The 26,879-nt window shown below is 61.0% G+C and carries 25 protein-coding genes; 7 read left to right on the top strand and 18 right to left on the bottom strand.

The window, feature by feature from the left end; genetic code table 11:
• Window positions 1-58 precede the first annotated feature (58 nt).
• The gene (locus GQ39_RS15945; RefSeq protein WP_047531442.1) at window positions 59-1,795 is read left to right on the top strand and encodes a putative bifunctional diguanylate cyclase/phosphodiesterase; all 1,737 of its coding nucleotides are present in this window, start codon (window positions 59-61) and stop codon (window positions 1,793-1,795) included.
• On the opposite strand, the gene GQ39_RS15940 is transcribed toward GQ39_RS15945, so the two are convergent.
• A complete protein-coding gene (locus GQ39_RS15940) occupies window positions 1,762-2,514 on the bottom strand; it encodes a substrate-binding periplasmic protein (RefSeq protein ID WP_047531439.1) in 753 nt (250 codons plus the stop codon). The two genes, GQ39_RS15945 and GQ39_RS15940, sit on opposite strands and share 34 nt — an antisense overlap.
• 137 nt (window positions 2,515-2,651) lie before the next feature.
• Between GQ39_RS15940 and dnaX the strand changes: the two genes are divergently transcribed.
• The 5 genes from dnaX to GQ39_RS15915 all read left to right on the top strand — a co-directional run bounded on the left by dnaX (window position 2,652) and on the right by GQ39_RS15915 (window position 8,421).
• On the top strand, window positions 2,652-4,718 hold the full coding sequence (gene dnaX / locus GQ39_RS15935) for a DNA polymerase III subunit gamma/tau (protein ID WP_047531437.1): 2,067 nt from the start codon (window positions 2,652-2,654) through the stop codon (window positions 4,716-4,718).
• Between the two features lie 67 nt (window positions 4,719-4,785).
• Window positions 4,786-5,124 carry a YbaB/EbfC family nucleoid-associated protein gene (locus tag GQ39_RS15930; RefSeq protein ID WP_008028561.1) on the top strand — a complete coding sequence of 113 codons (339 nt, stop codon included), beginning with the start codon at window positions 4,786-4,788 and terminating at the stop codon, window positions 5,122-5,124.
• Between the two features lie 246 nt (window positions 5,125-5,370).
• Window positions 5,371-6,405: an NADP-dependent oxidoreductase gene (locus tag GQ39_RS15925; protein ID WP_047531435.1), complete on the top strand. Its 1,035-nt coding sequence runs from the start codon at window positions 5,371-5,373 to the stop codon at window positions 6,403-6,405.
• A gap of 71 nt (window positions 6,406-6,476) precedes the next feature.
• Window positions 6,477-7,079, top strand: coding sequence for a recombination mediator RecR (gene recR / locus GQ39_RS15920; RefSeq protein ID WP_008050204.1), 603 nt, complete (start codon window positions 6,477-6,479; stop codon window positions 7,077-7,079).
• A gap of 193 nt (window positions 7,080-7,272) precedes the next feature.
• Window positions 7,273-8,421, top strand: coding sequence for an acyl-CoA dehydrogenase family protein (locus tag GQ39_RS15915; protein WP_047531432.1), 1,149 nt, complete (start codon window positions 7,273-7,275; stop codon window positions 8,419-8,421).
• Between the two features lie 135 nt (window positions 8,422-8,556).
• Here GQ39_RS15915 and GQ39_RS15910 read toward each other — a convergent pair whose 3' ends face one another.
• The 16 genes from GQ39_RS15910 to ccoN (GQ39_RS15835) all read right to left on the bottom strand — a co-directional run bounded on the left by GQ39_RS15910 (window position 8,557) and on the right by ccoN (GQ39_RS15835) (window position 24,321).
• Window positions 8,557-9,105: an adenine phosphoribosyltransferase gene (locus GQ39_RS15910; protein WP_047538938.1), complete on the bottom strand. Its 549-nt coding sequence runs from the start codon at window positions 9,103-9,105 to the stop codon at window positions 8,557-8,559.
• A 78-nt stretch (window positions 9,106-9,183) separates the two neighbouring features.
• Entirely contained in the window at window positions 9,184-9,918 is a 735-nt protein-coding gene (gene fnr, locus GQ39_RS15905; protein WP_047531430.1) for a fumarate/nitrate reduction transcriptional regulator Fnr, read from the bottom strand.
• A gap of 93 nt (window positions 9,919-10,011) precedes the next feature.
• On the bottom strand, window positions 10,012-11,394 hold the full coding sequence (gene hemN, locus GQ39_RS15900; protein WP_047538932.1) for an oxygen-independent coproporphyrinogen III oxidase: 1,383 nt from the start codon (window positions 11,392-11,394) through the stop codon (window positions 10,012-10,014).
• Between the two features lie 193 nt (window positions 11,395-11,587).
• Window positions 11,588-12,271 carry a sulfite exporter TauE/SafE family protein gene (locus tag GQ39_RS15895; protein ID WP_047531428.1) on the bottom strand — a complete coding sequence of 228 codons (684 nt, stop codon included), beginning with the start codon at window positions 12,269-12,271 and terminating at the stop codon, window positions 11,588-11,590.
• Entirely contained in the window at window positions 12,264-12,482 is a 219-nt protein-coding gene (gene ccoS / locus GQ39_RS15890; protein ID WP_047531427.1) for a cbb3-type cytochrome oxidase assembly protein CcoS, read from the bottom strand. The genes GQ39_RS15895 and ccoS overlap by 8 nt, the downstream gene beginning before the upstream one ends.
• Window positions 12,483-12,504: 22 nt before the next feature.
• Window positions 12,505-14,955, bottom strand: coding sequence for a heavy metal translocating P-type ATPase (locus GQ39_RS15885; protein ID WP_047531425.1), 2,451 nt, complete (start codon window positions 14,953-14,955; stop codon window positions 12,505-12,507).
• A 154-nt stretch (window positions 14,956-15,109) separates the two neighbouring features.
• A complete protein-coding gene (locus GQ39_RS15880; RefSeq protein WP_047531423.1) occupies window positions 15,110-15,649 on the bottom strand; it encodes a FixH family protein in 540 nt (179 codons plus the stop codon).
• Window positions 15,650-15,660: 11 nt separating this feature from the next.
• On the bottom strand, window positions 15,661-17,076 hold the full coding sequence (gene ccoG, locus GQ39_RS15875; protein ID WP_047531422.1) for a cytochrome c oxidase accessory protein CcoG: 1,416 nt from the start codon (window positions 17,074-17,076) through the stop codon (window positions 15,661-15,663).
• A gap of 340 nt (window positions 17,077-17,416) precedes the next feature.
• Window positions 17,417-18,400: a cytochrome-c oxidase, cbb3-type subunit III gene (gene ccoP / locus GQ39_RS15870; protein WP_047531420.1), complete on the bottom strand. Its 984-nt coding sequence runs from the start codon at window positions 18,398-18,400 to the stop codon at window positions 17,417-17,419.
• Window positions 18,397-18,582 carry a CcoQ/FixQ family Cbb3-type cytochrome c oxidase assembly chaperone gene (locus GQ39_RS15865; RefSeq protein WP_003175465.1) on the bottom strand — a complete coding sequence of 62 codons (186 nt, stop codon included), beginning with the start codon at window positions 18,580-18,582 and terminating at the stop codon, window positions 18,397-18,399. Before GQ39_RS15865 ends, ccoP (GQ39_RS15870) begins: the two co-directional genes overlap by 4 nt.
• A 5-nt stretch (window positions 18,583-18,587) precedes the next feature.
• A complete protein-coding gene (gene ccoO, locus GQ39_RS15860; RefSeq protein WP_047531418.1) occupies window positions 18,588-19,196 on the bottom strand; it encodes a cytochrome-c oxidase, cbb3-type subunit II in 609 nt (202 codons plus the stop codon).
• Window positions 19,196-20,638, bottom strand: coding sequence for a cytochrome-c oxidase, cbb3-type subunit I (gene ccoN / locus GQ39_RS15855; protein ID WP_047531416.1), 1,443 nt, complete (start codon window positions 20,636-20,638; stop codon window positions 19,196-19,198). The genes ccoO (GQ39_RS15860) and ccoN (GQ39_RS15855) overlap by 1 nt, the downstream gene beginning before the upstream one ends.
• A 482-nt stretch (window positions 20,639-21,120) precedes the next feature.
• Window positions 21,121-22,074, bottom strand: coding sequence for a cytochrome-c oxidase, cbb3-type subunit III (gene ccoP, locus GQ39_RS15850; protein WP_047531413.1), 954 nt, complete (start codon window positions 22,072-22,074; stop codon window positions 21,121-21,123).
• Window positions 22,071-22,274 carry a cbb3-type cytochrome oxidase subunit 3 gene (locus GQ39_RS15845; protein WP_047531411.1) on the bottom strand — a complete coding sequence of 68 codons (204 nt, stop codon included), beginning with the start codon at window positions 22,272-22,274 and terminating at the stop codon, window positions 22,071-22,073. Before GQ39_RS15845 ends, ccoP (GQ39_RS15850) begins: the two co-directional genes overlap by 4 nt.
• A 3-nt stretch (window positions 22,275-22,277) precedes the next feature.
• The gene (ccoO, locus tag GQ39_RS15840; protein WP_047531409.1) at window positions 22,278-22,886 is read right to left on the bottom strand and encodes a cytochrome-c oxidase, cbb3-type subunit II; all 609 of its coding nucleotides are present in this window, start codon (window positions 22,884-22,886) and stop codon (window positions 22,278-22,280) included.
• Window positions 22,887-22,896: 10 nt separating this feature from the next.
• The gene (gene ccoN / locus GQ39_RS15835; RefSeq protein WP_047531406.1) at window positions 22,897-24,321 is read right to left on the bottom strand and encodes a cytochrome-c oxidase, cbb3-type subunit I; all 1,425 of its coding nucleotides are present in this window, start codon (window positions 24,319-24,321) and stop codon (window positions 22,897-22,899) included.
• 95 nt (window positions 24,322-24,416) lie between these two features.
• On the opposite strand from ccoN (GQ39_RS15835), the gene GQ39_RS15830 reads away from it, so the two are divergent.
• Window positions 24,417-25,094 carry an alpha/beta family hydrolase gene (locus GQ39_RS15830; RefSeq protein WP_047531405.1) on the top strand — a complete coding sequence of 226 codons (678 nt, stop codon included), beginning with the start codon at window positions 24,417-24,419 and terminating at the stop codon, window positions 25,092-25,094.
• A 201-nt stretch (window positions 25,095-25,295) separates the two neighbouring features.
• Here the strand turns inward: GQ39_RS15830 and GQ39_RS15825 are convergent, their stop codons facing one another.
• Window positions 25,296-26,861, bottom strand: a complete 1,566-nt coding sequence (locus GQ39_RS15825; protein ID WP_047531403.1) for a methyl-accepting chemotaxis protein — start codon at window positions 26,859-26,861, stop codon at window positions 25,296-25,298.
• Window positions 26,862-26,879: the final 18 nt, after the last annotated feature.

The raw sequence follows: 26,879 nt of genomic DNA, 5'->3' as shown, positions 1-26,879 counted from the left end.
CCCTTGTTGGTGTTGCGCCCTTGAATCAGGCGGCCGCCAGCAACAGCGAGTCTGACTCATGGATGAGAAATACCGCAGGGCCGTCGATGCCGCCGCTATCTTTTCCGAGACCGACCTTTCCGGCCGGATCACCCACGTCAACGATCAGTTCTGCGCCATTTCCGGCTACAGCCGTGAGGAACTGCTCGGGCAGAACCACCGCATGCTCAATTCCGGCATGCACTCCACGGAGTTTTTTGCCGGAATGTGGCGCACCATCGCCTTGGGAGGCGTCTGGAAGGGCGTAATCTGCAATCGCGCCAAGGACGGCAGCCTGTATTGGGTCGAAAGCTCCATGGTGCCCTTGCTCGACAGCGTCACCGGGCGGGTCGAGCGTTATGTCTCCATACGTTTTGACATCAGTGAGAAGCATCAGTTGCTGCATTCCCTCCAATGGCGGGTCGGGCACGATGTACTGACCGGGCTGCCCAATCGCGTGTTTCTCTCGGAACTGCTGGATCAGGCGCTGGAATTCTCGTGCCAGGAGAGTATCCCGCTGGCGGTATGCATGCTCGATCTCGATGGCTTCAAGGCCGTCAACGATAGTTACGGGCATGCCAGTGGCGATCTGTTGCTGGTGGAAGTGGCCAGACGCCTGCGCGACATCGTGCGCGCCGAGGATGTGGTGGCGCGGCTGGCCGGTGACGAATTCGTGCTCATATTGCGTTATGTGCGCGATCTGGCGGAGCTGCGTGCGGCGCTGAACCGGGTGCTGGGGACGATCTCGGTGCCGTATTCGGTGCACGGCAAAGACATCAATGTGTACGCCAGCATTGGCGTCACGCTGTTCCCCCACGACAACGAAGACGCTGAAACCCTGCTACGCCACGCCGATCAAGCCATGTACGTAGCCAAGCAGAGCGGGCGCAAGCGTTTTCATATGTTTGACGTGTCACGGGATCGCGAAGGCAAGGCTACGCACCAGACGGTCGAACGGGTGCGTCAGGCGCTGGCCGCCGATGAACTGCGCCTGCATTTTCAGCCCAAGGTCAATATGCGCCGTGGTGAGGTCGTGGGTTTCGAAGCCCTGCTGCGCTGGGAGCATCCGCAGGATGGCCTGGTGGCGGCGAAGGAGTTTCTGGCGCTGGTTGAAGAGACAGACCTGATTATTGATATCGGTGAATGGGTCATGGATCAGGTGTTGTCTCAGTTGGATCGTTGGCAGCAGGCCGGGCATGACTGGCCGGTAAGCGTCAATATCGCCGCGCGGCATTTTCAGCGGGCGGATTTTGTCGAGCGGCTCGGAAACCTGCTTTCGCGCTACGCACGGGTCGCACCGCAAAAACTCGACTTGGAAATCGTCGAGTCGGTCGCCATCGAGAACATTCAGCACGTCAGTGACTGTCTGCGAGCCTGCCAGGCAATGGGGGTGCAGTTTTCATTGGGCGATTTCGGCACCGGTTATTCATCCCTGAGCTACCTCAAGCGCCTGCGCACCCAAACCATCAAGATCGATAAATCTTTTGTGCGCGACATATTGCATGACCACGACGACCTTGCCCTCACGTCCGCAGTGATTGGCTTGGCGCGGGCGTTTGGTCGGCAGGTGATTGCTGAAGGGCTGGAAAGCGTCGAGCACGGTAAGTTGTTGCTGCAGTTGGGCTGCGAAGTGGCGCAAGGCTATTTCATTGCCCGGCCGATGCCGCCCGCAGACATACCGGACTGGGTCGCGGGTTTTGTCGCGCCTGCGCAATGGCGGCTCCTGGATGAAACGGCCCGGGATCAGGGAGTGGCTTCGGACTTGCTGCCAATGTAAAGCCCGATGATGTCGTCGATCTCGCCGGACATTTTCATCCGCAGCAAGGTGCGCAGGATCCGTTGCACCGGCACCTCGGGATCGTTGCGCACATAGCAGCCTACGCGCTGTACCTGCAGCACCGCGACACTCTGCAGTCGCTGCTCCGGCAACAGGCGCTGATTGAACCACTCCAGCGACCATTGATTGCTGACGGCGTACCGATTGCGCCCCGCCTGGAGCTTTTGCAGCACCTGTTCCTGATTGCGAGCGTCGTCGCGGTGCAACTGGCTGCTATCGAACAGCGGCTGCAGGGTCGGATAGCTATAGCCGAGCACCGTGCCGATGGACTGGTGCGATAAATGCTCCGGACTCACCGAGGCGGGGCCGGGAGGGCGACTGATCAGCATGTCGGGTTGGGTCCAGAGCGGGATACTCCAGATGTAGTCGCCGGACTGGTTCGGCAACCAGGACTGCGCGGCATAGCAGCGGATATCGACCTCGCCGTGCTCCATGGCGCTCTGCACCCGCGCCCGAGGCAATACGTGAAATTCCGCCGGGACGCCGACTTGGGTCGCGAGACTGAGCATCACGTCGTACAGAATGCCCTGGGTCGGTTGGCCATGTTCCAGTTGCACCATCGGCATCGCCCAACTGTCGGGCACCACAAAGCGCAACGGTGCACCGGCGGCCGCTCCGTTCTGGCTGATCAACAGCAGTGCCCCCAAGGCCAGCCGCATAAACGCTCCAATGGATCTTTGAAACAAATAGCCCCCAAAATCGAGCTTAGCCAGATTAGACGAGCGCACCGGATGCAATTTTGCCCTTGCTCCGCTAGCATTAGCCGCTTCAGCTTCCTTCGTTGCGACGGTTTTCGATGAGTTATCAGGTTCTTGCACGTAAATGGCGTCCGCGCTCGTTCCGCGAAATGGTCGGCCAGACCCATGTGCTCAAGGCTCTGATCAATGCCTTGGACAGCCAGCGGCTGCACCACGCCTACCTGTTCACCGGTACGCGCGGGGTCGGCAAGACCACCATCGCGCGAATTATCGCCAAATGCCTGAATTGTGAAACAGGTATCACTTCAACGCCTTGCGGCGAGTGCTCGGTGTGTCGCGAAATCGATGAAGGTCGTTTCGTCGACCTGATCGAGATCGACGCCGCGAGTCGCACCAAGGTCGAGGACACCCGCGAACTGCTCGACAACGTGCAGTACGCTCCAAGCCGCGGACGCTTCAAGGTTTACCTGATCGACGAAGTGCACATGCTCTCCAGCCATTCCTTCAATGCGCTGTTGAAAACCCTCGAAGAGCCGCCACCCTACGTCAAGTTCATCCTGGCCACCACTGATCCGCAGAAACTTCCTGCAACGATTCTCTCCCGGTGCCTGCAGTTTTCCCTGAAGAACATGACCCCGGAGCGCGTCGTCGAGCATTTGACCCACGTGCTGGGCGTCGAGAACGTGCCGTTCGAAGACGATGCACTGTGGTTGCTGGGGCGCGCCGCCGATGGTTCGATGCGCGACGCCATGAGCCTGACCGACCAGGCGATTGCCTTCGGTGAGGGCAAGGTCATGGCCGCCGATGTCCGGGCAATGCTCGGGACACTCGATCACGGGCAGGTCTATGACGTCCTGCATGCGCTGATCGAAGGCGATGCCAAGGCGTTGCTCGAAGCCGTTCGGCATTTGGCCGAACAAGGCCCGGACTGGAACGGCGTGCTCTCGGAAATTCTCAACGTGTTGCACCGTGTCGCCATCGCCCAGGCCTTGCCTGAAGGCGTCGATAACGGCCATGGCGATCGGGATCGCGTGCTGGCACTGGCCCAGGCGCTGCCGGCCGAAGACGTGCAGTTCTATTACCAGATGGGCCTGATCGGCCGTCGCGACTTGCCACTGGCGCCGGACCCCCGCGGCGGCTTCGAAATGGTGTTGCTGCGAATGCTCGCCTTCCGGCCCGCCGACACCGCGGATGCCCCGAGGCAACCGCTAAAGCCAGTGGGGATCAGCCAGGCCACAGTTGATTCCGCCAAATCCGTGGCTGCCGCGCCCGTTGTTGCGCCGGTAGTCGCTGCGGCAGTTGCACCCGTGGCGCCCGCACCTGTCGTGGCTCCGGTAGCGTCGCCTGAGCCGGTCGCGGTGCCTGAGCCCGAACCGCTGGTCGAGGCGGTCGTGGTCGAAGAAGTGGTCGACCTGCCGTGGAATGATCCGGTCGAACCGGAAGTCGTTCAGCAGCCAGCGGTCGAGCCGGTACTGGAAACCGCCAGCGAACAACCCGAATTGCCTCCGATGCCGTTGCCGACGCCTGACAGCGCAGTGCCGGACGCGCCGGAGTGGGCCGCCGCGCCTATTCCGGAACCTTCGGTGGCCGAGGTCGATGCCGCCACGCCGGGCATGGACCTGGACGACGAGCCGCCGCTGGATGAGGACTACATCGAGCCGGACATGGACTCCGCCTACAGCTACCTCGACGAACTGGCCAGCGAGCACGCCGCCGAGCCTGCCGCCGAACCGGAGCCCGAGCCTGCCGCCGCGCCGGCCACGGGACTGGCCCTGCAATGGCTGGAACTGTTCCCGAACCTGCCGATCTCCGGCATGACCGGCAGCATCGCCGCCAACTGCACGCTGATCGCCGTTGATGGCGACAATTGGCTGTTGCACCTGGACCCGGCCCACAGCGCCTTGTTCAACGCCACCCAGCAACGCCGCCTTAACGATGCGTTGAATCAGTACCACGGGCGTACGCTGACCCTGACCATGGAACTGATCAAGCCCGAGCAGGAAACCCCGGCCCAGGCTGCGTCGCGCCGTCGTGCCGACCGCCAGCGCGAGGCCGAGGAGTCGATCCATGGCGATCCGTTCATCCAGCAAATGATGCAGCAGTTCGGTGCGGTGATCCGTAACGATACTATTGAACCTGTCGAAGCTCTGGTCAGTCAGGGCTAATAACTGAGGGCGTTCGGCCAGCAGGGCCGGGCGCTGTTTTTATCCAAGTACTTTTGAGGTGATTCCCATGATGAAAGGTGGCATGGCCGGCCTGATGAAGCAGGCGCAGCAGATGCAGGAAAAAATGGCCAAGATGCAGGAAGAGCTGGCCAATGCCGAAGTCACCGGTAAGGCCGGTGGCGATATGGTCACCGTGGTCATGACCGGTCGTCACGACGTCAAGCGCGTGACCATCGACCCAAGCCTGGTCGAAGGCCTGAGTGAAGATGACAAGGAAATGCTCGAAGCGGTGTTCGCGGCAGCGGTCAACGACGCCGTGCGCAAGATCGAAGCCAACAGCCAGGACAAAATGTCCGGCATGACCGCAGGCATGCAACTGCCACCGGGCATGAAACTGCCGTTCTGATTCGCCTTCAGGCGTCAGATGAGCTACAAAAAAATGCCAGGCATCGCGCCTGGCATTTTTGTTCCCGGCTTCCCGGGAGGTGCTGTCGGTGAGTCCGCCATTCTCACAGGATGACGTTGAGTCTTGTGGGAGCGAGCTTGCTCGCGATGGCGTCAACTCGGCAAAACGGAAGAATCATCGAACGCAGTACCGCCACAAAGGTCTTCTCCCTATACCACCGAACTCAACGATCAAGGAGACGCTGACATGTCCGACCCCATGACCCTCAACCAACGTATCGTCCTGGCCTCCCGCCCGGTGGGTGCGCCGACGCCCGAGAATTTCCGCCTGGAGCGGGTCGCGTTGCCCGAACTGGCTGAGGGTGAGGTATTGCTCAAGACCCTTTATCTGTCGCTGGACCCTTACATGCGCGGGCGCATGAGTGACGCGCCGTCGTACGCCGCGCCGGTGGAAATCGGCGAGGTGATGACGGGCGGCGCCGTCAGCCGGGTCGAGCGTTCGCTCAATCCCAGGTTCCAGGAAGGCGATCTGGTGGTCGGCGCCACGGGTTGGCAAAGCCATAGCATCAACGACGGTCGCAGTATTGTGCCGGTGCCGTCGGGTCTGCCGAGCCCGTCGATGGCCCTGGGGATCCTCGGCATGCCGGGCATGACCGCTTACATGGGCTTGATGGACATTGGCCAGCCGAAGTCCGGCGAAACGCTGGTGGTCGCGGCCGCATCGGGCGCAGTCGGCTCGGTGGTCGGGCAGGTGGCCAAGATCAAGGGCTTGCGCGTGGTGGGCGTGGCCGGTGGCGCGGACAAGTGCCGCTACGTGGTTGAGGCGTTGGGCTTCGACGCCTGTATCGACCACAAGAGCCCAGACTTCGCCGATGAGCTGGCCCAGGCCTGCCCCAAAGGCATCGATATCTATTATGAAAACGTCGGCGGCAAGGTGTTCGACGCGGTCGTGCCACTGCTCAATCCCAAGGCGCGGATTCCGCTCTGTGGGCTGATCGCTTCGTACAACGCCAGCGAGGCGCCGAGCGGCCCGGATCGCTTGCCGCAATTGCAGCGCACGCTGCTGACCAAGCGCGTACGAATTCAGGGCTTCATCGTGTTCGACGACTATGGCGACCGTCAGCCGGAATTCGTCAGTGCCATGGCGCCGTGGGTGCGCGACGGCAAGGTCAAGTTCCGCGAAGACGTGGTCGAGGGTCTGGAGCAGGCGCCCGAGGCGTTCATCGGTCTGCTGGAAGGGCGTAACTTCGGCAAACTGGTGGTGCGGGTCGCAAAAGACTGACGCTGCAATTTGACGCTAATCAGAGGCGCGGGTATAAACCGCGTCTCGTTGTTTTGTCGGATTTTTCCCCCATGAGCTTCAGCCCTTTGATTCGCCAACTGATCGACGCCCTGCGAATTTTGCCTGGTGTAGGTCAGAAAACCGCCCAGCGCATGGCGTTGCAGTTGCTCGAACGTGATCGCAGCGGCGGCTCGCGCCTGGCGTTGGCCTTGAGTCAGGCCATGGAAGGTGTCGGTCATTGCCGTTTGTGCCGCACCTTGACTGAAGATGACCTTTGCCCGCAATGCGCGGACACTCGCCGCGACGACACCCTGCTTTGTGTGGTGGAAGGGCCGATGGATGTCTACGCCGTAGAGCAGACCGGGTTTCGCGGTCGCTACTTCGTGCTCAAGGGCCACCTGTCGCCACTCGACGGACTGGGGCCGGAAGCCATCGGCATTCCGCAATTGATGGCGCGAATCGAAGAGGCGGGCACGTTTGCTGAAGTCATTCTCGCCACCAACCCGACCGTGGAAGGTGAAGCGACTGCGCATTACATCGCCCAATTGCTCAGCAGCAAAGGCCTGATCGCCTCGCGCATCGCCCATGGCGTTCCACTGGGCGGCGAGTTGGAACTGGTGGATGGCGGAACGCTGGCGCATTCGTTTGCCGGGCGTAAGCCGATCAGCTTGTAACTTGTGTCGTTTGGGTTGACGTCATCGCGAGCAGGCTCGCTCCCACAGGTTTTTTGTGTGCACCGCAAATCCAATGTGGGAGCGAGCCTACTCGCGATGCGGGCGACACGGTCTATCTGACACACGCACAATCCTGTTGAAAACCAAGCAAGCGCTCGGTTAACGTCGCTGAACCCTTCAGTGGAGTTCGCCGATGCCTGCCTTCCAGGAATACTTCGACCCCAGCCACCAATTGGTCCGCGACAGCGTCAGACGTTTCGTCGAGCGCGAGATTCTTCCGGACATCGACCAGTGGGAAGAAGCCGAAAGCTTCCCCCGCGAGCTTTACCTCAAGGCCGGTGCGGCGGGCATTCTCGGCATCGGTTACCCCGAGAGCCTGGGTGGCAGCCACCAAGGCGATCTGTTCGCCAAGGTCGCCGCCAGCGAAGAGTTGATGCGCTGTGGCTCGGGCGGCCTGGTGGCGGGGCTTGGCTCGCTGGACATCGGCCTGCCGCCGATTCTCAAGTGGGCCAGGCCTGAGGTCCGTGATCGGGTTGTGCCGCAGGTGTTGTCCGGCGAGAAAATCAGCGCTTTGGCCATCACCGAACCCGGCGGCGGTTCCGACGTTGCCAACCTGCAGACCCGCGCCGTGCGTGACGGTGACTTTTACCGGGTCAGTGGCAGTAAAACCTTTATTACCAGCGGCGTGCGCGCGGATTTCTACACCGTCGCCGTGCGAACCGGTGAGCCGGGTTTCGCCGGCATCAGCCTGTTATTGATCGAGAAGGGCACACCCGGTTTCACCGTGGGGCGTCAGTTGAAGAAAATGGGTTGGTGGGCGTCGGATACCGCTGAACTGTTCTTCGACGATTGCCGGGTGCCTGTGGGCCATTTGATCGGCAGCGAGAACATGGGCTTTGCCTGCATCATGGGCAACTTCCAGAGCGAGCGCCTGGCCCTGGCATTGATGGCCAACATGACCGCTCAACTGGCGCTGGAGGAAAGCCTGAAATGGGCGCGGGAGCGTGAGGCCTTTGGCAAGCCCATCGGCAAGTTCCAAGTGATCAAACACCGCCTCGCCGAAATGGCCACGGCACTGGAGGTGTCGCGGGAATTCACCTACCGCCAGGCAGCGAAAATGGCTGCGGGGCTGAGCGTGATCAAGGAAATTTCCATGGCCAAGAACTTTGCGACGGATACGGCAGATCGCATCACCTCGGAGGCGGTGCAGATTCTGGGTGGCATGGGTTACATGCGCGAAAGCCTGGTGGAGCGGTTGTACCGGGATAACCGGGTTCTTTCGATCGGCGGCGGTACGCGGGAAGTGATGAACGAGATCATCAGCAAGCAGATGGGGTTGTGAGGCTTGCGGTGTAACGACTGACGCTATCGCTGGCAGGCCAGCTCCCACAGAGATCTGCGCGTACACACATCTTGTGCATGACGAAGAACCCCGTGGGAGCTGGCCTGCCAGCGATGGCGTCAGTGCAGGCGCCGCTTACCTGTCGGTCAGCGCAAACTGCGTCAGGCAGAACGTCGCAATTCCCATGTCTTGCAGACGCTGCGACCCGCCCAGCTCCGGCAAATCAATAATCGCCGCCGCTTCATGCACCCGCGCGCCCATGCGGCGGATCAGGTTAGCCGCTGCAATCAGGGTGCCGCCGGTGGCGATCAGGTCATCGAACATCACCACTGAATCGCCTTCGCAGAGGCTGTCAGCGTGCACTTCCAGAAAGGCTTCACCGTATTCGGTCGCATAGCCTTCGGCCAGCACATCGGCGGGCAGCTTGCCTTGCTTGCGGAACAGCACCAGCGGTTTGTTCAACTGATAGGCCAGCACCGAACCAATCAGGAAACCACGGGCATCCATGGCGCCGATGTGGGTGAAATCAGCCTCGACGTAGCGATGGGCAAAGCTGTCCATCACCAGGCGCAGGGCCGTGGGCGATTGGAACAGCGGGGTGATGTCACGAAAAATCACCCCCGGCTTGGGGAAGTCGATCACGGGGCGAATGAGGGATTTGATGTCGAAGGAGTCGAAGGCCATCATCAAGGTGTCCTGGCAGGGCTGCAAACGGCGCAGTATACCCGCGGCTGAAACGGTTCGCTCTACCACGGATCGAGATCAGCCTTCGACCGAGCCGCCCGCGAGTGCACAGAGCTGGATCGGATCGAGAATCTGGATTTCCTTGCCTTCGGCGGCGATCAGTTCGTTCTGCTGGAAGCGCGTGAACACCCGCGAAACGGTTTCCACCGCCAGGCCCAGGTAGTTACCGATTTCGTTGCGGGACATGCTCAGGCGGAACTGGTTGGCCGAGAATCCACGGGCGCGAAAACGTGCCGACAGGTTGACCAGGAATGTGGCGATACGCTCGTCAGCGGTCTTTTTCGACAGCAGCAGCATCATCTGTTGATCGTCGCGAATCTCGCGGCTCATCACTCGCATCAGCTGACGGCGCAGCTGCGGCAGTTGCAGGGCCAGTTCGTCGAGACGTTCGAAGGGTATTTCACAGACCGACGTGGTTTCCAGCGCTTGTGCCGACACCGGATGTTTCTCGGTGTCCATGCCCGACAAGCCAACCAGTTCACTCGGCAAGTGAAAACCGGTGAGCTGTTCTTCGCCGACATCGCTCAGGTTGAACGTTTTCAACGCACCGGAGCGTACGGCATAAACGGAGTCGAAGGTGTCACCCTGGCGGAACAGAAACTCGCCTTTTTTCAGCGGGCGTCCACGTTTGACGATTTCATCCAGGGCATCCATGTCTTCCAGGTTGAGCGAAAGTGGCAAACACAGAGGGGCCAGGCTGCAATCCTTGCAATGGGCCTGATTATGAGCACGCAACTTTACTGGCTCAGACATTTCTTCAATCCTTGTGGGAAAACACGCGTAAGACGTAAGGGTAACCCACCGAAGGACATGGAGGCCAGTGTATGGCGGATTTGCCGGCCAGGCTTAGATCACGCGGGAAAACCGTTGGCGATTGTGATGTTCCAGGTACGCATCAAAAACCATGCACACCGAGCGTACCAGTAGGCGGCCGGCCGGCAGCACGGTGATTCGTTCATTGTCGAGTTCGATCAGGCCATCCTTGGCCATATTGTGCAGCTGTGGCCACAGCTCGCCGAAATAGCCCTGAAAGTCGATGTTGAAGGCCTGTTCGATCTGGGCGAACTCCAGGCTGAAATTGCAGATCAGTTGCTGAATGACCGCACGCCGCAGCCGGTCATCGGCGTTGCACAACAGGCCGCGGCTGGTGGCCAGCTGTGAGGAGTCCAAAGCGCTCTGGTACTGATTCAGGTCACTGCTGTTCTGGCAGTACAAGTCGCCGATCTGGCTGATCGCCGACACGCCCAGCCCGATCAAATCGCAATGTCCGTGGGTGGTGTAGCCCTGGAAGTTGCGTTGCAGGGTCGATTCTTCCTGGGCAATCGCCAGTTCGTCGTCCGGCAGGGCGAAGTGGTCCATGCCGATGTAGCGATAACCGGCAGCCGTCAGTTGCTCGATGGTGCGCTGCAACATTTCCAGTTTCTGCGCGGGCGTCGGCAGCTCGTTGCTGTTGATCCGCCGTTGCGGCATGAAGCGTTCCGGCAGGTGAGCGTAGTTGAACACCGAAAGACGATCGGGTTGCAGGTTGATGACTTCTTCGACGGTGCGGGCGAAGTTGTCCGGGGTCTGTCTTGGCAAGCCGTAGATCAGGTCGATGTTGATCGAGCGAAACTGCAAGGTGCGGGCGGCGTCGATCACGGCGCGGGTTTCTTCAAGACTTTGCAGCCGATTGACGGCACGCTGCACTGCGGGGTCGAGGTCTTGCAGGCCGATACTGACCCGGTTGAAACCGAGCTCCCGGAGCAACCCCATGGTCGACCAGTCGGCCTCGCGGGGGTCGATCTCGATACCGTAGTCGCCGGAATCGTCGTCCAGCAGATTGAAATGTTTGCGCAGGTGAGCCATCAGCTGACGCAGTTCGTCGTGACTGAGAAAGGTTGGTGTACCGCCACCAAAGTGCAGTTGCTCGACTTTTTGCGCGGGGTCGAGGTGGCAGGCGATCAACTGGATTTCCTGTTCCAGGCGCTGCAGGTAGGGCTGGGCGCGGCCGCGATCCTTGGTGATGACTTTGTTGCAGGCGCAGTAGTAACAGATGTTGGCGCAGAACGGCACATGCACATACAGCGACAACGGGCGCTGGGACTTGCGGCTGTCGCGCAGGGCGTGAAACAGGTCGAACGTGCCGACCTGGCTGTTGAATTGCACGGCGGTCGGGTAGGAGGTATAGCGCGGTCCCGCCAGGTCATAACGGCGGATCAAATCGGTATCCCAACGAATGGCGTCGAGCATCATGCGGGCGTTCCCCCGGATAGGCTGGCAGTGTCGGCCAGTCTAGGGGCTGCGTCGATTGGGCATCTTGATTTGCGTCAAAGTTCGCAATTCGTGCTGTCAGTGCGGGCCTCATCGCGAGCAAGCTCGCTTTCCACAGGTGGGGGCGGTCAACGGTGGCCGCGAGGCTGCTCGCGAAGGGCGCGTCGCCGATCTAGTGTCCCATGAGCCAATGCTGATGCGGCCCCGGCAAGGTCCAGATGCCGAACAGCATCACCAGCAACCCACCGGCCATGCGCACGCTGCGCTTGCGCAACAGCGCCGTCACCCGTTCGGCCGCCAGCCCCGTGGCGAGCAGCACCGGCCAGGTGCCCAACCCGAAAGCCAGCATCAGCAACGCACTGTCCAGCGCATTGCCCTGACTGGCCGACCACAGCAGCGTGCTGTAGACCAGGCCGCACGGTAACCAGCCCCAGAGCGCACCCAAGAGCAGCGCACGGGGCACGCTCGACACCGGTAGCAGTGTGTTGGCAACCGGCTGGATATGCCGCCACAGGCCGCGTCCGAGGCTTTCGATGCGGGTCAGGCCGCTCCACCAGCCAGCGAGGTACAAGCCCATCGCGATCAGCAGCAAACCGGCGAGCACCCGCATGTACATCGCCGCCGGACTGTTGGCCACCGCCCAGCCCGCCAGGCCGATCAACAGGCCGGCCGTGGCATAGCTGAGAATGCGCCCGAGGTTGTAGGCCAGCAGCAGGCGAAAGCGCCGGCTGCGTTGTTCCTTGGGGATCGCCAGGGTCAGCGCGCCCATCAGGCCACCGCACATGCCCAGGCAATGACCGCCCCCGAGCAGGCCGAGTATCAACGCCGAGACCAACAGTGGCGCCAATTCAAGCATGGGGCGGCGCCTTGTCGTCGGGTTTGGCCGGATGGCCGCTGGCCTCGTCGACTGCGGCGGTGTGGTTCGGGTCCTGGTCGTCGAACAGGATGCTGTGGGCCGGGCCGTCGAGGTCGTCGTACTGCCCGCTGTCGACCGCCCAGAAGAAGATGTAGACAGCGATGGCCACGATCAGCAGTGCAGCCGGGATCATCACGTAAAGAGCTGGCATCTGGACTCCATGCCCGCGCGGCTCAGGCCGGTAGCGGGCGGGTTTGTGGCGTGCTACTGGTGGCGGGCGCGCTCGGCAGGCGAGTCAGGCGCAGCGCGTTCAGCACCACGGTCAGCGAACTGATGGACATACCGACCGCGGCCCATACCGGAGTGATCCAGCCGAGGGCGGCGAACGGCAACATGAGGCCATTGTACAGCCCGGCCCACAGCAGGTTCTCGATGATTACCCGACGGGTGCGTCGCGCCAGGCTGAAGGCTTGCACGAGGGCATCGAGACGATTGGACAGCAGCACCGCGTCCGCACTGGTTTTCGCCAGATCGGTGGCCGAACCCATGGCCACGCTGATGTCGGCAGCCGCCAGCACCGGCACGTCGTTGACCCCGTCACCGAGCATCAATACCTTGCGACCTTCCTTGTGCAGCTGTTGCAGGACTTGCAGCTTGTCGTCCGGGCGCAATCCGCCGCGGGCTTCGTCGATGCCTAGCTCGGCGGCGACACTGGCGACCATCGGCGAGCTGTCGCCGGACAGCAACAATGTGTGCCAGCCACGCGCCTTGCAGGCATCCAGCAGGGCGCGGGCATCGGCACGCAGGCGGTCGTCGAGGACCAGCCACGCCAGCGGCCCCTGGGTATCGCCGAGCAACAGCCATTGCCCGGCTTCATCCGGCATCGATGGCAGGGCGGTGCCACTGAGTTCGCAGACAAAATCGGGTTGGCCAATACGCAAACGTTGCTCGCCGACCCGTCCTTCGAGGCCGAGGCCGGGGGTGCTGTGCACGTCTTCGGCGGCCAGTGGCGCACGACCAAAGGCGCGGGCAATCGGGTGTTCGGAGCGGTTTTCCAGCGCGGCGGCGAGGCTCAGGCATTGATCGCTGTCCAGGGCGCCGAGAGGGCGGATCGAGCGTAACGCCAGGCGTCCTTCGGTGAGGGTTCCGGTCTTGTCGAAAATCACCGTATCGATCTGGTTCAGGCCTTCGAGCACATGGCCGCGCGTCAACAACAGCCCCAGCTTGTGCAACGTGCCGGTGGCGGCGGTGAGGGCCGTCGGCGTGGCCAGGGACAGGGCGCACGGGCAGGTCGCAACCAGCATCGCCAGGACAATCCAGAAGGCCCGCGAAGCATCCAGCTCCCACCACAGCAGGCCGATGGCAGCGGCGGCGATCAGTGACAGCAGGAGGAACCATTGCGCCGCACGGTCGGCGATTTCCGCCAGTCTTGGCTTTTCAGCCTGGGCGCGATCGAGCAGGCGGACGATGGCGGACAGACGAGTGTCCTGACCCAGGGCCTGGACTTCCACGGTCAACGCGCCTTCGACGTTCAGGGTGCCCGCAGTGACCGCATCGCCCGTGGTCCTGGCCTGTGGCAGGTATTCGCCGGTGAGCAGTGATTCGTCGATGCTCGACTGGCCCTCAAGGATCTTGCCGTCGGCCGGGAGAATCGCGCCGGGGTGCACCAGCACCTGATCGCCGACGCGCAGTTCGCTGAGCAGGATGCGTTCGCTCTGACCGTCCGTACTCAGGCGCAGGCACGAGGCCGGCAGCAGATTGACCAGTTGTGCGGTGGCGGCGGCCGTGCGTTCCCGGGCGCGGCGTTCCAGATAACGCCCCGCCAGCAGGAACAGCGCGAACATGCCAACGGCGTCGAAATACAGTTCACCCACCCCGGTGATCGAGGTCCAGATTCCGGCGATGTAGGCACTGCCAATGGCCAGCGACACAGAAACGTCCATTGTCAGGTGCCGGGTGCGCAGGTCGCGCATTGCGCCTTTGAAGAACGGTGCGCAGCTGTAGAACACGATCGGGGTGGTGAGGAACAGCGCGACCCAGCGCAGGATCGTGTGCAGTTCGGGGCTGAGGTCGATGTTGAATTCCGGCCAGGTGGCCATGGTCGCCATCATCGCCTGGAACCACAGCAATCCGGCGACGCCCAATTGACGCAGGGCCCGGCGGTTTTCGCTGGCCAGTTGTTCGCTGGCGCGGTCGGCCTGGTAGGGGTGGGCGGCGTAACCGATGTGGCGCAACTCGCCGAGCACCTGGCTCAGCGGCAATTGGGCATCGGCCCAACGAACATGCAGGCGATGGTTGGACAGGTTCAGGCGCGCTTCGGCCACGGCGGGCAGTGCACGCAGATGTTTCTCGATCAGCCAGCCACAGGCGGCGCAACTGATGCCTTCCATCAACAGTGTGGTTTCGGCGAGTTCGCCTTCGTGGCGGACAAAGGGTTGTTGCACATCCGCGCGGTCGTACAGCGCCAGTTCGTCCACCAATTGCACCGGTAGCGCTTCAGGGTTGGCCGACGCTTCGCTTCGATGCTGGTAATAGTTTTCCAGCCCGCCGGCAACAATTGCCTCGGCCACCGCCTGGCAACCCGGGCAGCAGAACTCGCGGGTTTGCCCGAGAACCGCCGCGGTGAAACGGCTGCCGGCCGGGACGGGCAGGGCGCAGTGGTAGCAGGGGAGTGGGGTGGTCATCAGGTTTTCACTAGCGCCGCTGAATCTTTGTCTTCAGGAAGGGCCGCATCGCGAGCAAGCTCGCTCCCACAGGGATCATTGGTGATATCAAAATCTGTATGCAACAGTGATTGACTGTGGGAGCGAGCTTGCTCGCAATGCGCGAAGCGTGGGTTTATTTTTTCAGGTCTTCCGCGCCTTGCAGCGGCTCGTCTCCGAGCAGCAGGTCCTTGTCATGGCTGACCAGTTCTTCTTCGAACAGACGCCATGTGTGGTCATCCTGGGTGCCGAGCAGTTCGACAAAGCGCCGGCCTTCGACCTTGTCGCTCAATTGACCGATGTAACGGCCCTGTTCGGTTTCACTGCGGGTCAGGACAATCTTGCGGTCCTTTTCCGGTTGGGTCGGCGAGATCAGGTTCAGCTCCACGGTCTTCGGCTGGCTATTGCCGTTCAAGCGCAGATCGACTTCGCCGGTCACATCATCCAGGTGGACCGCGGCGCGCATCAGCAGGGTCTGGGCGAGCAGTTCACGGTCCAGGGAACGGTTGATGCCTTTGCCAGCCTCGTAGTAGTTGTCGTTGACCAGGTTGTCCGGGTGATTCACCGCAATGGTCACCATGGACAGGGTCAGGGTCACCGAGCAAGCCAGAATCCCGATGATGATCCACGGCCAAAGGTGCTTGTACCAAGGGCTTGCGGCGTTTGCTGCGGGCATGTTCACTTCTCTCAACGATTTTGTGGGCCGATGAATCGGCTCTTGGCTTCAACGTGGATGCTGTTGTCATCGGCATCCTTGAGGATGAATTTCACCTCGTTGGTGCTCGACGGCAGGTGTTCCGGTGCCACGGACAGTTCAGCCGGCTGGCTCACGATCTCGCCGGCCGCCACTTTGATTTCGCGCTGGCCTTGCAGTTTGAGGTCCGGCAGACCGGCGGCTTCCAGCACGTAGGTGTGGTCGCGCTGATCCTTGTTCATGATTTTCAGGCTGTAGACGTTTTCGATCCGCCCTTCGGCGTTTTCACGGTACAGCACGCGGTCCTTGCTGACGTCGAAACCTACCAGCGAACGCATGAAAAACGCAGTGACCAGCAAACTGATCATCGCCAGCAGCACCACGGCATAGCCGATCAGGCGCGGGCGCAGTTTATGGGTTTTCTGCCCGGACAGGTTGTGCTCGGTGGTGTAGCTGATCAGCCCGCGCGGGTACTCCATTTTGTCCATGATGCTGTCACAGGCATCGATACAGGCGGCGCAACCGATGCACTCGATCTGCAGGCCGTCGCGAATGTCGATGCCGGTGGGGCAGACCTGAACGCACATGGTGCAGTCGATGCAGTCGCCCAAGCCCTGGGCTTTGTAGTCGACGCCTTTCTTGCGCGGGCCACGGCTTTCGCCACGACGCGGGTCGTAGGACACGATCAGCGTGTCCTTGTCGAACATCACGCTCTGGAAACGTGCGTACGGGCACATGTAGATGCACACCTGTTCGCGCAGCCAGCCGGCGTTGCCGTAGGTGGCGAGGGTGAAGAATCCGACCCAGAAATACGACCATCCATCGGCTTCGCCGGTAAAAAAGTCGATAACCAACTCACGAATCGGCGAGAAATAGCCGACGAAGGTCATGCCGGTCACAAAGCCAATCAGCAACCACAGGGTGTGCTTGCTGAATTTACGCAGAAACTTGTTGGCGCTCATGGGCGCCTTGTCGAGCTTGATACGCTGGTTGCGGTCGCCTTCGGTGACCTTTTCACACCACATGAAAATCCAGGTCCAGACGCTCTGCGGACAGGTGTAGCCGCACCAGATCCGCCCGGCGTACACCGTAATGAAGAACAGGCCGAAGGCGCTGATGATCAAAATGCCCGAGAGCAGGATGAAGTCCTGCGGCCAGAAGGTCGCGCCGAAAATAAAGAATTTTCGCTCCGGCAGATTCCACCAGACGGCCTGATGGCCCGCCCAGCTCAACCAGACCGTGCCGAAATACAACAGGAATAAAAAGGCGCCGCCCATCATCCGCAGGTTGCGGAACAGGCCGGTGAAGGCGCGGGTGTAGATTTTTTCTCGAGAGGCGTAGAGATCGACGCTGTTGTTCGCGTTTTTACTGGGCGGTGTGACGTCGTGTACCGGAATCTGGTTGCTCATCATTGCATCCCACGGCAGTGGAAAAATGCCCCGGTCAGTACATGCTGGCCGCGGTCAAAAAGAGGTGTTGCAGTGGCGCAATGATACGCCTGTCGCTCTGGCCCAAGGGTGCGACCTTTGGTCGCGTTGGGTGAAATTCATAGATGGTGTAGTGAATGTAACAAAACATGATGCAGGTCAATTGACAGGTGAAGTATAGCTGCCCGGTCTTGAGGTATCGGTGACAACGTTAGCCCACTGTCACGGCAAAGGGGCTGTGTGATCGGGATCATGTCTTGCGATTACAAAAAAAAGACCCCGTCGAATGACGGGGTCTTTTGCATTGCGTCGAGCGTTTGCCTTACTGAGCGTCTGCCGCCGCAGCCTTCTCGCCGTGAGACAGGCTGTAGACGTAAGCGGCCAGCAGGTGAACCTTGTCGTTACCCTGCAGTTGCTCTTGCGCAGGCATCTGGCCCTGACGGCCGTAACGGATGGTCTGCTGCAGTTGAGCGAAGCTCGAACCGTAGATGAACGCGGCGGGGTGGGTCAGGTTCGGTGCGCCCATTGCCGGGGTGCCTTTGCCTTCCGGACCGTGGCAGGCCACGCAGTTGGCCGCGAACAGTTTCTGGCCGGCAACCGGGTCAGCCTTGGTGCCTTCCGGCAGCTTGCGGCCATCGAGGTTGGTCACCACGAATGCGGCAACGTCGGCAACGCCTTGTTCACCGATCACTTCAGCCCACGCCGGCATGACCGCGTGACGGCCGCCCATGATCGTGGTCTTGATGGTTTCCGGCTCGCCGCCCCAGCGCCAATCGGCGTCGGTCAGGTTAGGGAAGCCATAGGCGCCTTTGGCGTCGGAACCGTGGCAAACCGAGCAGTTGGAGGCGAACAGGCGGCCACCCATCTTCAGGGCTTGCGGGTCCTTGGCGACTTCTTCGATTGGCATGGAAGCGAACTTGGCGAAAATCGGACCGAACCGGGCGTCCGACTTGGCCATTTCCTTTTCCCACTCGTGAACGCCGGTCCAGCCGGTCTGGCCGTTGGCGAACGCGGTCTGCTTCTCGTTATCCAGGTAGTTGTAACCTGGCAACAGGCCTTTCCAGTTGCCCAGGCCCGGGTACAGTACCAGGTAGCCCAGGGCGAAAACGATGGTGCCCACGAACAGCATGAACCACCATTTCGGCAGTGGGTTGTCGTACTCCTCGATCCCGTCGAAGGAGTGGCCAACCGTCTCTTCCGTCACCTCGGTGCGCTGGCCCTTGCGGGTCGACAGCAGCAGCCAGGTCAGGGAAAAGATCGTACCGAGACTGAGGACTGTGACATACAGACTCCAGAATGTAGTCATTCTTTGTTACTCCTAGAAGCTTGCTCGACGTGCTTGATGGCTTCGGGATCATCCGCGAAAGGCAGCAAGGTCGCGTCTTCAAACTCCGACTTGCGCTTTGGGCTGAATACCCACAACGCCAGACCGATGAAGGCCACCATCACGACAACGGTGCCCAGGCCACGAATCATCCCGATATCCATCTAGATCACCGTTTGCTTTTGATGATGGTGCCCAGGCCTTGCAGATAGGCCACCAGCGCGTCCATTTCGGTTTTGCCCTTCACAGCATCCTTGGCGCCGGCGATGTCTTCGTCGGTGTAAGGGACGCCGAGCGTGCGCAAGACTTCCATTTTCCTGGCGGTGTCTTTGCCGTCGAGCTTGTTTTCCACGAGGAACGGGTAGGCCGGCATTTTCGACTCGGGCACGACGTTGCGCGGGTTGTACAAGTGCGCACGTTGCCAGTCATCGGAGTAACGACCGCCGACACGGGCCAGGTCCGGACCGGTACGCTTGGAACCCCACAGGAACGGGTGGTCCCAGACGCTTTCACCGGCGACCGAGTAGTGGCCGTAACGTTCGGTTTCAGCGCGGAACGGGCGGATCATCTGCGAGTGGCAGCCGACACAACCGTTGGCGATGTAAATGTCGCGGCCTTCCAGTTCAAGGGCGGTGCGCGGCTTCATGCCTTCGACCGGCTTGTTGGTGACGTCCTGGAAAAACAGCGGAACGATCTGGGTCAGGCCGCCGATACTGACGGCGATAACCATGAAGAAGGCCAGCAGGCCAATATTCTTCTCGACTGCTTCATGCTTCATCAGTGAGCTCCAACTACAGCAATCTGTTCGGCGGCTTTGGCTTCAACCGGGTTCGAGGCGCGTACGGTACGGAATACGTTGTAGGCCATGAACAGCATGCCGGTGGCGAAGAACGCACCGCCCAGTGCGCGGACGATGAAGCCAGGGTGGCTGGCTTGCAGTGCTTCGACGAACGAGTAGGTGAGGGTGCCGTCATCGTTGATCGCACGCCACATCAGACCCTGGGTGATGCCGTTGACCCACATCGAAGCGATGTACAGAACGGTACCGATGGTCGCGAGCCAGAAGTGCGTGTTGATCAGGCCGGTGCTGTGCATCTGCGCGCGGCCGAACAGTTTCGGAATCATGTGGTAGATCGCGCCGATCGAGATCATCGCTACCCAGCCCAGGGCGCCGGCGTGTACGTGGCCGATGGTCCAGTCGGTGTAGTGCGACAGCGAGTTCACGGTCTTGATGGCCATCATCGGCCCTTCGAAGGTCGACATGCCATAGAACGCCAGGGACACGACCAGGAAGCGCAGGATCGGGTCGGTGCGCAGCTTATGCCAGGCGCCCGACAGGGTCATCATGCCGTTGATCATGCCGCCCCAGCTCGGGGCCAGCAGGATGATCGACATCGCCATGCCCAGGGATTGGGCCCAGTCCGGCAGCGCGGTGTAGTGCAGGTGGTGCGGACCGGCCCAGATGTACAGGGTGATCAGTGCCCAGAAGTGCACGATGGACAGGCGATAGGAATAGATCGGACGCTCGGCCTGTTTCGGCACGAAGTAGTACATCATCCCCAGGAAGCCGGTGGTCAGGAAGAAGCCCACGGCGTTGTGGCCGTACCACCACTGGATCATCGCATCCGTCGCACCTGCATAGGCGGAATAGGACTTGAAGAAACTGACTGGCAGGGAGGCGTGGTTGACGATGTGCAGCATCGCGGTCACGAGGATGAAGGCACCGTAGAACCAGTTACCCACATAAATGTGCTTGGTCTTGCGCTTGACGATGGTGCCGAAGAACACCAGAGCGTAGGTGACCCAGACGATGGCCAGCAGAATGGCGAGGGGCCATTCCAGCTCAGCGTATTCCTTGGTGGTGGTGTAACCCAGCGGCAAGGTAACGATGGCGCCGACGATCACCGCTTGCCATCCCCAGAAGGTGAAGGCCGCGAGGCTGTCGGAAATCAGTCGCGTTTGGCAGGTTCGCTGCACGACATAATAAGAAGTGGCAAACAGTGCACATCCACCGAAGGCGAAAATCACCAGGTTGGTGTGCAACGGGCGCAGGCGTCCAAAAGTCGTCCACGGCAGACCGAAATTCAATTCCGGCCATACGAGCTGTGAGGCGATGAAGACACCGAGCCCCATGCCAAGGATCCCCCAGACCACCGTCATGATGGCGAACTGGCGGACTACCTTATAGTTATAAGCAGTCGGACTGATTGCTGTGCTCATTCTAAGGTTCCACGGTTTGGGTGTTTTATTAGGATTAAAAATCGGCCGCAAGTATGTAGAAAGCGGGGGGTCATTGCAACGCGCCATGACCTGGGTCAATGCTTTCAAATGCTGATTCTGCGGCCTTTCCATGCGCCGCGTAAGGACAAATTTGCACGCCGGCAAATTGTCCCGTCGGACTAAATGGGCAAGGGGGTCAGGTCACATGTAACGAGGTGTGTTCAATCGCAACGATCAGATGACCGATGGCAATTCGCGCGACAGCCGGTATCTACCAGCCTTTGCGGCCTGTCATCGAGCTGAATCATCGAACACATCGGTTAGGGTCGACCTGGAACCGGTACTTGCCAGTCCGCATTGGAGCAAGCTTAGACCCGAATCTGGTGAACCGAAAGGAAGACTGAATGAGGGTGCGACAATGGGTCGCAAAGGGGCGGGAAACTGCCGCATTCCGGAGAATGCGGCAGTAGAGCGGTCATCGATTACTCGGTTTTGCCGTCAGCCTGCAAGCGCTCGGTACCGGCAGCGTGCGACAGGCTGTACACATACGCCGCCAGCAATTGAACCTTATCGTTGCCGAGCAGTTCGCTTTGCGCTGGCATATGGCCCTGGCGACCATGGCGGATGGTTTGTTGCAGCTGCGCCAGGCTTGTACCGTAGATAAAACCGGTCGGGTGCGTCAGATTCGGCGCGCCCATGGCTTCAGTGCCCTGGCCGTTTGCCCCGTGGCAGGCTACGCAGGTGGTGCTGAACAGTTGCTGTCCGGCTTGCAGATCCGCACCGCTGTCGGCGGCCAGCGGCAGGCCGGCCAATCCATGGCGCACATAGGCCGCGACGTTTTTCACGCCGGCTTCACCAAGGATTTCACCCCAGGCCGGCATCGCCGCCATGCGCCCACCCATGATGGTGGTCTTGATGGTGTCAGCGTTGCCGCCCCAGCGCCAATCACGGTCCGTCAGGTTGGGGAAGCCGAATGCACCCTTGGCGTCCGAGCCGTGGCAGACCGAGCAGTTGGAGGCAAACAGGCGCCCGCCCATTTTCAACGCTTGCGGATCCTTGGCCACTTCTTCCAGCGGCATGGCAGCGAATTTGGCGAAGATCGGCCCGAACTTCGCATCAGCCCTGGCCATTTCCTTTTCCCATTCGTGCGCGCCGGTCCAGCCGTTGTCGTAGCCGGGCAGGATGCCTTTCCAGTTGCCCAGGCCCGGATAGAGGATCAAGTAGCCAACGGCAAACACCAGGGTGCCGGCGAACAGCATGAACCACCACTGCGGCAACGGATTATCGTACTCCTCGATGCCGTCGAAGCTATGGCCCATGGTCTGGTCGACGCTGCCCTTGGTTTCGCCCTTGCGGGTGCCGATCAGCAGCCAGGTCAGGCCGATCAGGCTGCCGATGGTCAGTACGCAGATCCACGTACTCCAGAAGGTGGTCATGGCCGGGTACTCCTTGTTGCGGATTCTTGGGGGGTGACACTGTCGGGTTGCGGCTCGTCGGCGAATGGCAGCAGGCGCGCTTCGGCGAATTCCGGATTGCGCTTGCCGTTGAACACCCAGAGCGTCAGGCCGACAAAGGCCACGAACACTACGACCGTGCCCAGGCCGCGAATCATTCCACTGCTTATTTCAAAGACCACGGCTCACCTCTTGCTCTTGATCGCAGTGCCGAGCACTTGCAGGTAGGCGACCAGGGCATCCATTTCCGATTTGCCCTTGAGCGACTCGGTCGCACCGGCGATGTCTTCGTCGGTGTACGGCACGCCGAGGGTGCGCATGGCACGCAGCTTGGTCTCGGTGTGGCTGCTGTCGAGCGCGTTGGCCACCAACCACGGGTAGGCCGGCATTTTCGATTCCGGCACAACGTTGCGCGGGTTGTACAAATGCGCGCGGTGCCAGTCATCGGAGTAACGCGCGCCGACCCGGGCCAGGTCAGGTCCGGTGCGTTTCGAGCCCCACAGGAACGGGTGGTCCCAGACACTTTCACCGGCCACCGAGTAGTGCCCGTAGCGTTCGGTCTCGGCGCGGAACGGACGGATCATCTGCGAGTGGCAGCCGACGCAGCCTTCGCGGATGTAGAGGTCGCGGCCTTCGAGTTGCAGCGCGGTGTAGGGCTTCATGCCTTCCACCGGTTTATTGGTCACGTCCTGGAAGAACAGCGGGACGATCTGGGTCAGACCGCCGATGCTCACGGCAAAGATCATCAGCAACAGCAGCAGGCCGACGTTTTTTTCGATTGTTTCGTGTTTCATGGCGGACTCCTCAGGCCATCTGCGCGGCAGCGGCGACGTCGGCAGGCTGCGAGGCCCGCACGGTGCGCCAGGTGTTGTAAGCCATCAGCAACATGCCGCTGAGGAAGATCGCACCGCCTACCAGCCGCACGATGAAGCCCGGGTGGCTGGCCGCCAGGGTTTCGACGAAGGAGTAGGTCAGCGTGCCGTCTTCGTTGACTGCACGCCACATCAGGCCTTGGGCGATGCCGTTGACCCACATGGAGGCGATGTACAGCACGGTGCCGATGGTGGCGAGCCAGAAGTGCGCATTGATCAGGCCGATGCTGTGCATCTGTGGGCGACCGAAGACTTTCGGGATCATGTGGTACAGCGCGCCGATCGAGATCATTGCTACCCAGCCGAGTGCGCCGGCGTGTACGTGGCCGATGGTCCAGTCGGTGTAGTGGGAGAGCGCGTTGACGGTCTTGATCGCCATCATCGGCCCCTCGAAGGTCGACATGCCGTAGAACGCCAGGGACACGACCAGGAAGCGCAGGATCGGGTCGCTGCGCAACTTATGCCAGGCACCCGAGAGCGTCATCATGCCGTTGATCATGCCGCCCCAGCTCGGCGCCAGCAGGATCAGCGACATCACCATGCCCAGCGACTGTGCCCAGTCCGGCAGCGCGGTGTAGTGCAGGTGGTGCGGACCGGCCCAGATGTACAGGGTGATCAGCGCCCAGAAATGCACGATGGACAAGCGATAGGAATACACCGGGCGCTCGGCCTGCTTCGGCACGAAGTAATACATCATCCCCAGGAAACCGGCGGTGAGGAAAAAGCCCACGGCGTTGTGCCCGTACCACCACTGAACCATGGCATCGGTCGCGCCGCCATACACCGAGTAGGACTTGGTGAAACTCACCGGCAGCTCAAGGTTGTTGACGATGTGCAGAATCGCCACGGTGACGATGAATGCGCCGAAGAACCAGTTACCGACGTAGATGTGCTTGGTCTTGCGCTTCATGATCGTGCCGAAGAACACCACGGCATAGGCGACCCAGACAATGGTGATCAGGATATCGATCGGCCATTCCAGCTCGGCGTACTCCTTGGAGCTGGTGTACCCCAGCGGCAGGCTGATGGCGGCCAGCAGGATCACCAGTTGCCAGCCCCAGAAGCAGAACGCGGCGATCTTTGGCGCGAACAGCTGGGTCTGGCAGGTGCGCTGCACCGAGTAGAACGAACTGGCGAACAGGGCGCAGCCGCCGAAGGCGAAGATCACCGCGTTGGTGTGCAGCGGGCGTAAACGGCCGAAACTGGTCCACGGCAAGTTGAAGTTGAGTTCGGGCCAGACCAACTGGGCAGCGAGAAAAACCCCGAGCCCCATGCCGACGATGCCCCACACCACCGTCATAATGGCGAATTGGCGGACCACCTTGTAGTTGTAGGCGGTACTGATAGAAGTGTTCATGGTTCCCCATCCACGGTTCAGCTGAAGTGAGCGCGCTCGCGCAAGGCAGCGCACTCTTCGGCCGGAGTTATAGGCAGACTAAAAGCGAGGCAAGCATGGACAAGAAGCACATGGCCGGTATTGACGGGGATCAATGGGCGCAGTGCGTGCGGGATCATGGATGGCGGTGGAATGCCGCCGTGGCGCCCGCGTACGCCACCTTGATCCTGGCCCATGGTGCCGGAGCGCCGATGGACAGCGACTGGATGAACGACATGGCCACACGCCTCGCGGCGCAAGGCGTCAACGTGCTGCGCTTTGAATTTCCATACATGGCGCAGCGGCGTGTCGACGGCGGCAAGCGCCCACCCAACCCGGCACCGAAGCTGCTGGAGTGCTGGCGCGAGGTCTACGCCGTGGTGCGACGTCATGTCACTGGGCGCCTGGCCATCGGCGGCAAGTCCATGGGCGGGCGGATGGCCAGTTTGCTGGCGGATGAAATGGGTGCTGATGCGTTGGTGTGCCTGGGCTATCCGTTTTATGCGGTGGGCAAACCGGAGAAACCGCGAGTAGAGCATCTGGCGGGGTTGAAGGCGCGGACGCTGATCGTGCAGGGCGAACGGGATGCGCTGGGCAATCGCGAGGCGGTCGAGGGGTATGTGTTATCGCCGAGCATCGAGGTGTTCTGGCTGGTGGCGGGGGATCACGACTTGAAGCCATTGAAGGCTTCGGGGTTTAGCCATGAGCAGCACTTGGCGGCTGCAGCGCAGAAGGTGGCTTTATTCCTTCAATGAGGTTTTGCTGAGGTTGTGATGATCCCATCGCGAGCGGGCTCGCTCACACAGTGATGGGTTGTGTGGCTTGATGGGCTGAACAACGCGAAGCCCTGTGGGAGTAGCCTGCTCGCGATGAGGGACTACCAGGCGGCATCCCGTTCACAGGCTCAAAAAAACCCGGAAGCTTTCGCGATCCGGGTTTTGTTTTTCCAGCAGCAATCAGCGGTTGAACCGCTCCACCAACGAATACTGGGTATTCGCGGTTTTGGTCAACTCTTCACTCAGCAGCGCCGAGTTCTGAGCCTGTTCCGAGGTCTGGTCAGCGAGGATGGAAATGTTGCTGATGTTGCGGCTGATCTCCTCGGCGACCGAGCTTTGCTCTTCGGTCGCGGCAGCGATCTGGGTGGTCATGTCCGTGATGTTGGCCACCGCTTCGCTGATGCCGACCAAGGCCTGATCCGCTTCCAGTACCCGCGCCACGCCTTCTTCAGCCTGACGATGCCCGGCTTCCATGGTCTGCACCGCTGTGCTGGCCGTTTGCTGGAGCTTGGCGATCAGGGCGTGAATCTGCCCGGTGGATTCGCTGGTGCGTTGCGCCAATTGGCGTACTTCATCGGCCACCACTGCAAAACCGCGACCCATCTCACCGGCGCGGGCCGCTTCGATGGCAGCGTTGAGTGCCAGCAGGTTGGTCTGGTCGGCGATGCCTTTGATTACGTCCACCACGCCGCCGATTTCGTCGCTGTCCTTGGCCAGTTGGGTCACGGTCTGTCCGGTTTCCCCGACCACCACCGACAGGCGCTGAATGGCTTCGCGGGTTTCCCCGGCGATGTCACGGCCGCGACTGGTCAGGCGATTGGCTTCCTGGGTAGCGTCGGCGGTGCGTTGCACGTGGCTGGCGACTTCCTGGGTGGTGGCGGCCATCTCATTGACGGCGGTGGCCACCTGCTCGGTTTCGACGCGCTGGCGCTCCAGGCCCGAGGAACTGTTGTGGGCCAGTGTGTCGGATTGTTTCGCCTGATCGGTCAGGTGCTCGGCGGTGTCCTGCAGGCGGGTCAGGCAGGTTTTCAGGCGGGCTTCCTGGCTGAGGATCGACATCTCCAGACGTGCCTGGGCACCGCTGCTGTCGGTATACATCTGCGCGATCAGCGGGTCGGACGTGGTCTGCTCGGCCAGTCGCAGCAAGCGCTTGATCCCGCGTTGTTGCCAGCTCAGGCCCATCAGGCCCAGCGGCACGGAGAGACCGGCGGCCAGGGCAAACCCCCAGTGGGAGTTCAGCGTGGCGCCAATCATGAAACTCAGTTGGCTGACCAGGATGAACGGCAACCAGTCCTGCAGGATCGGCAACCATTTATCGGAGGAAGGAATGGCCGACTTGCCCTGATTGATGCGCTGGTAAAGCGCTTCGGCACGGCGGATCTGCTCGGCGGTGGGCTTGACCCGCACCGACTCGTAACCGATCACCTGATTGCCTTCGAAGATCGGTGTCACATAGGCGTTGACCCAGTAGTGATCACCGCTCTTGCAGCGATTCTTGACGATACCCATCCATGGCAAACCTTGTTTCAGTGTTGCCCACATGTGCGAGAACACCGCGGCCGGGACGTCGGGGTGACGCACCAGGTTGTGCGGGGCACGGATCAGTTCTTCCTGAGAAAACCCGCTGATGTCGACGAAGTCGTCGTTGCAGTAGGTGATCAGGCCTTTGGCATCAGTGGTGGAAATCAACCGTTGCTGAGCTGGAAAGGTCCGTTCGCGTTGTGTAATTGGTTGGTTGTTACGCATGGCTTTTTTTATCCGCAA

This window comes from Pseudomonas sp. 11/12A (assembly GCF_000800055.1).
Taxonomy (GTDB): domain Bacteria; phylum Pseudomonadota; class Gammaproteobacteria; order Pseudomonadales; family Pseudomonadaceae; genus Aquipseudomonas; species Aquipseudomonas mohnii.
Note: the sequence above shows the minus strand (reverse complement) of the source record. Positions and strands in the feature narration are given on the sequence as shown.